At 63.0% G+C, this 5,431-nt stretch carries 4 protein-coding genes and 2 tRNA genes; 1 reads left to right on the top strand and 5 read right to left on the bottom strand.

All coding sequences use genetic code 11. The features are described from left to right. Positions 1-366 (top strand): bifunctional hydroxymethylpyrimidine kinase/phosphomethylpyrimidine kinase (gene thiD / locus ACMNI9_RS06150; RefSeq protein ID WP_418831258.1); only part of this gene is annotated, 366 nt, incomplete at its 5' end. 100 nt (positions 367-466) lie between these two features. Here thiD and ACMNI9_RS06145 read toward each other — a convergent pair. The 5 genes from ACMNI9_RS06145 to ACMNI9_RS06125 form a co-directional block, all read right to left on the bottom strand. Further along, positions 467-2,110: an amidohydrolase gene (locus tag ACMNI9_RS06145; RefSeq protein WP_418831256.1), complete on the bottom strand. Its 1,644-nt coding sequence runs from the start codon at positions 2,108-2,110 to the stop codon at positions 467-469. A gap of 64 nt (positions 2,111-2,174) precedes the next feature. Next, positions 2,175-3,224, bottom strand: a complete 1,050-nt coding sequence (locus tag ACMNI9_RS06140; RefSeq protein ID WP_418831255.1) for an MBL fold metallo-hydrolase — start codon at positions 3,222-3,224, stop codon at positions 2,175-2,177. Between the two features lie 143 nt (positions 3,225-3,367). Then, positions 3,368-3,444 (bottom strand) — tRNA-Glu (locus ACMNI9_RS06135). 31 nt (positions 3,445-3,475) lie between these two features. Then, a tRNA-Gln gene (locus ACMNI9_RS06130) sits at positions 3,476-3,549 on the bottom strand. A 137-nt stretch (positions 3,550-3,686) separates the two neighbouring features. Next, positions 3,687-5,102: a CCA tRNA nucleotidyltransferase gene (locus ACMNI9_RS06125; protein WP_418831254.1), complete on the bottom strand. Its 1,416-nt coding sequence runs from the start codon at positions 5,100-5,102 to the stop codon at positions 3,687-3,689. Positions 5,103-5,431: the final 329 nt, after the last annotated feature.

Below are 5,431 nucleotides of genomic sequence, written 5' to 3'. Positions count from 1 at the left end.
GAAGCTGCGGCGCTTTGCGGTTTCGCCGTGGAAGGGGAGTCCGACATGGAGCGCGCGGCTCGCTTGCTCGCCGAGCAGAGCGCTGCGGCGGTGCTGGTGAAGGGCGGCCATCGAAGCGATTCGGCCGACGACGTGCTGGCTTTGCCTGACGGGTCGTTGACTTGGCTGCGTGCGCCGCGCGTGGATACCCGAAACACGCACGGTACGGGATGCACGCTCTCGTCCGCGATTGCGTGCGGGCTGGCGCGCGGTCTGACCATCGAGCAGGCTGTGCGCTCCGCGAAGGACTACGTGCGCGGAGCCTTGGGGGCGGGCTTGAACCTGGGGAAGGGCAGCGGCCCGCTCGATCACATGTGGGAGTACTGATCCTGTCGTTCGTTTCCCGAACAGCCGTTGATTCCCGAACGGCCGGCGGTTCGACTGCGGGGGCGCTGCCGTGTACGGGCGGCGCCCCCGCAGTCGTGTGTTAGCGTTCGTACACGCAGCGACCGCCGACGAAGGTGGCCAGTACGCGCGTTTTCTGGATGTCGTCTTCTTCGCAGGTCAGTACGTTGCGATCGAGCACGGTTACATCGGCGAGCATGCCTGGTTCGATCGTGCCCAGCTCGCGTTCTCGTCCTGCCGCCGCCGCGCTGCCCTGCGCGTAGGCGCGCAAGGCTTCGGCCATGCTGATGCGCTCGGCGGGGAGCCAGCCGCCGCAAGGTGCATGCGTTTCCGGGTCTTGCCTGGTCACGGCGGTGTAAAGGACGTTCATGGAGTTGACGTCAACCACGGGGGAGTCCGTTCCGAACGCTAAGGTTGCTCCCTCGTCCAGCATCGTGCGAAACGGCCACATGAGCGGTACGCGTTCTTGTCCCAGATCGCGTTCGGGGCCGCCGGGATCAAGCGTGATGTGGGGAGGCTGCACGGCGCCCACCACTTGCAGGTCGGCCAGGCGCTCGATGTCGCCCGGCAGGAAGTTCTCCAGATGCTCCAAGCAGTTGCGCCGCCCATCCGGAAGCGGGCCGTACGTCGCGCGCGCCTCTTCGAAGAAGTCGAGAGCCGCGTGAATGGCGGCATCGCCGATCGCGTGGATGCGCACGGGGTAGCCCTTGCTCGCCGCAGCCATGATGTAGGAGCGCATGAGGTCCGGCTCCACCGTGGGCCGTCCGCAGTCGCCCTCGAACTGGGCGTTCGTGTACGGCTCGGTCACCCAAGCGGTATGCTGGCTGGAAACGCCATCGAAGAACTGCTTGAACCCGGGGGCTTGCAGCATCGGCCCCGTGTACATTGCGCGCATCGTCTCAAAGCGGCTCATGTCTTCGAGCAGCGTGGGGAACAGATGCACGCGCGCCGTAAGCTCGCCGCGTTCCAGGAGAGAGGCGTGCACGTCGTCGCGAATGAAGTCGAGGCCGGGGCTTGCCATAAGGGACATGTCGCATACGCTGGTCACGCCGTTTTCCGCCAGGCGGGCAAAGAACCCGCGGTAGGCGTCGGCCACCTCCTCGTCGGTGAACGACCCCATGATCTTGGGCATGAGCTCCATGGCCGCCGCTTCGCGCACGATGCCCGTCAGCTCGCCTTCGTCGTCGCGGTCGTACGATCCTCCCGCCGGCGGCACGCTCGTGCGGTCGAGGCCCAGCTCTGCGAGTGCGGCGGAGTTCAGCCACAGCGTATGGGCGTCTCCCGAATAGAGGGCGACCGGGCGGGAGGGGAACGCTTCGTCAAGCGACGCTTTCGAGGGCAGAACGGGCGGATCCCATCGGTACTCGCGCCATCCCTGCGCAAGAAGCCATCCCTTGGGGCGGCTCTTCGAGAACTCGACCATGCGCTGCACGCAATCGGCCTCGTTCTTTCCCAAAAACGTGGTAGCCAGCGGCGAGGCGTAGATGGCAGAGTGAAAGAAGTGCAGATGGGAGTCGTGAAAGCCGGGAACGACAAGGGCGTCTCCCATGGCTCGAACCGGCGGGAGCTCGCCGCCTTCGTTCTCCTTTCGAACGAAGGCGCGCACCTCGTCGTGCGACCCCACGGCCACGATGCGATCTTGGGCGATGGCGATAGCCCCAGGTTTGGCGGCATCGCTGGTTCCGGTGAACACGTTTTCGCTTTCGATTACCAAATCGATGCGCACGATCGCGCTCCTTTCGAACGGCGGCTTTCGTGGGCCGCGGCTGTTTCTGCGATGCCGCTCGACTCTAAGGGAGTTCGAAGCGGTATTCGTCGCCGCAGATGGTTTGCTTGATCTTGCCCTCGCACACCAGGTACACCAGGTGCGCCATGGTTTCTCCCATCGAGAAGAACTTCTGATCGAGCGGCCATTCGCGCCAGTTGTCGTAACGCCATTTCGCATGCGAGGAAATCGATACGATGTCGGTGTGGCCGGCTGCCACCAGGTCGTACAGCTCTTGCAGTCGTTCTTCGTGATGCGAAATGAGGTACATCACGCGATCGCGCAGATTTCCGTACGGTGCGCCATGGGCGGGAAGAACCAGGTCGACGTCGTAGGAGTACATTTTGCCCAGGCTTTCCAGAAACTCCTCCAAGGCGTTGTAGGCCGGGAACCACGATGATACGGAAGGCGTGATGCGCTCCAGCACGTGGTCGCCGATGATCATGAGGTTGCGATCGGGCTCGTACAGGCAGATATGCCACGGATCGTGCCCGGGCGTCTCGATGATCTGGAACGTGAAGTCGCCAGCGTGCAGCTCGTCTCCTTCGTGCAGGTAGATGAGGTCGGGCTTGCACGTCAGGGGGAGCAGTTCCGCAGATACGTGCAGGCGGTGCTTTCCCTTCCTGAACGTCAAGCCGCTTTGCTGCGGGGTTGCCGCTTTGCGCAGCAAGGGGCCGAACACGTTGCCCTGCATCTCCATGAGATTCTCCACTTCCTTGAACGAGTGGAGGTTGGCGTACACGCGCATGCCGTCGCGGTAGATGCGGTCGAGATTGCCCGTATGGTCGGGGTGCGAATGGGTGAGGACGATTTCGACGCTGTCCCATGACCGATCGAGCTGGTTCAAGGCATCGTCGAGCGCCTCTTCGCATGCGGGGTGGTTGAACCCCACGTCGATGATGGTGGTGGTTTCCTCGCCCAAGATGATGTAGGAGTTGAGCGCTTGCAACGGGTTGTGGGGAAGCGGCACGCGCACGCGGTAGAGCCCGGGGCAGATGAGAACCGGCTCGCCGAACGCGGGATCGGTTTCAACGGGGGTGCTGCTGTTTTTCGTGCCGGGGTCTTCAGTTTGCATAGCGGTCCTTTTCTCTTGGTTCGCGGCTATTGTACGCCACCGATCACCATGAGGAAACAGCCCGGTTTCTTTTCTGCCGGCTAACGGTACTATCCCGAGAAAAGAAAAAGGTCGGAACCGAGAGGTTCCGACCTGCAATTTCTTGGTAGCTCCGACCGGATTCGAACCGGCGACCTCCGCCTTGAGAGGGCGGCGTCCTAAACCGCTAGACGACGGAGCCACATGGTGCGCTGTGCAGTATACCGTAAAAATGGCTGGGGTGGAAGGAGTCGAACCCTCACATACGGTACCAGAAACCGCTGTCCTGCCATTAGACGACACCCCATCGGGTTACCGATGCGCATCTCTTTCTTTTGGAGAGAGGTGCGAGCGCGAGAAAGTATATTACGGGGTCGAGCGCGCTGCGTCAAGCCTTTATTTCAACTTTTTTGAGAAAAGTTTCAAGGCATGGCATGTGGCGCGTCATGCCTCGTTCTGCCGCTCGAGCCAGTTTGCGACGAAGGCTTCAAGCGACGGGCGGTCGTTGTCCAGGCGTTCGTCGATCACGGCGTCGAGGGCTGCCGCCAGGACTTGCCCGACCAGTGGGCCTCGCGGTACGCCAAGGGCGAGCACGTCGTGCCCGTTTATCGCAAGCTTCTTGAGCGAGAATGCCTCGTCGGTCGCCAGGACATTGGCAAGGACGACTTCAAGCTGGTCGACCGTGCCCACGCGCTGCGCGCAGCGGGGGGCTTGCCCGAGCGCATCGCCGCGCTTGAGGTCGCAGAGCGCATGGAACAGCTCCGTGTCCCCGTCGAGCCGCGCGAGCGCGCGCTTCACGGCCTTGGGCGTGGGCTCGATGACGTCGTCGTGACGCTCGACGAGCTTCAAAACGCGCGTCGAGAACGCCGAGGGCAGCGCGAGCCTGCCCATGATGCCCCGCGCCAGCACGACGCTGACCGCGGCATGACCGTAGAAATGGCCGACGCCGTCAGCATCGGTGAAGAACAGCGCCGGTTTCCCCATGTCGTGAAACAGGGCGGCCCATCGTGCAAGAGGGTATGCGGGCACGTTTTGCACCACGTGCGCCGTATGCTCGAGAACATCGTATATATGGTAGGGGGTATGCTGGTCGAATCCTTTCATCGCCACAATCTCGGGCAGCACGGCCGCCAGAACGTCGGCCGTTTCCACGAGGGCGCGTCCCGCATGCTCCCCAAGAAGCAGACGATCGATCTCGTGGGTGACGCGCTCGGCCGATATGCGGCAGAGCAGTCCTTTGTTGCTGAGCATTCCCTGAAAGGTGTCCGGGTCTATGTCGAATCCCAATTGCGAGGCGAAGCGGCAAGCGCGCAGGATGCGCAGCGCGTCTTCCGCGAAGCGACGCTGGGGGTCGCCGACCGCGCGTATCGTGGAGGATGCAAGGTCGTCCGCTCCGCCGTAGGGATCCAGCAGCCCGCGCACGGGGTGGTAGGCAAGGGCGTTCATAGTGAAATCCCGCCGAGCAAGGTCCTCCTCTATGGATCGAACGAACGTCACGCGGTTCGGGCGGCGCGCGTCGCTGTAAGCGCCGTCGGAGCGGTACGTTGTTATTTCGAGAGGGCGATCGTCCACGATCACCGTGAGCGTTCCGTGGGCGACGCCCGTTTCATGCGTGCGGTGTCCCCGCTCCTCGAAGGCGCGTTGCGTTTCGCGCCATCCGGCGGACGTTGCGATGTCCACGTCGGCGCAGGGTCGTCCCAAGAGGGCGTCTCGTACGTACCCGCCGACGATCCATGATTCGTAGCCCGCGCGCTCAAGCGCGTCGAGCGCTTTTTCAGCGTAAGCGGGCACGGGAATGCGAAGCTCGTTTGCAGCCGATCGGCGCGCAAGCGGGGGACTCTGCGGTTCGCGGTTCAGCATGGCGTTTCCTGTCTGGGCAACATGGTTTCTATCGCGTCTATACTAATATATGCGATTGCTGTTGTGCGGGCAGCGTGGCTTGGCTTTTGCTCCGATGTTCGGAACGCTGCCATCCCGAACGGGCTAGGGGATCCTTGCGGCGCCCGCCGGCTCCGCCGAAGGTCGCGAGGCCGCTCCGGCGGAGGGCATCCAAACTTTTCGAAAAAAGTTCTTGACGCCGGGCGGGGGCACGGGTAGTATATCTCCTTGCGCTTCGGGCTTCGGCCCCAGGCGGAGAACCTTGAAAACCGGATACTGAGAAGCAGAACAAGCGAGAAAAAAGCCAAGTG

The sequence above is a fragment of the Paraeggerthella sp. genome (genome assembly GCF_048427265.1).
Lineage (GTDB): Bacteria > Actinomycetota > Coriobacteriia > Coriobacteriales > Eggerthellaceae > Paraeggerthella > Paraeggerthella hominis.
This window is presented reverse-complemented; position numbering and strand designations above follow the sequence as displayed.

Excerpts from the sequence above, each read along its gene's own strand:
- ACMNI9_RS06125 (WP_418831254.1), bottom strand. The coding sequence starts at position 5,102 with ATGCTGAACCGCGAACCGCAGAGTCCCCCGCTTGCGCGCCGATCGGCT.
- ACMNI9_RS06140 (WP_418831255.1), bottom strand. The coding sequence starts at position 3,224 with ATGCAAACTGAAGACCCCGGCACGAAAAACAGCAGCACCCCCGTTGAA.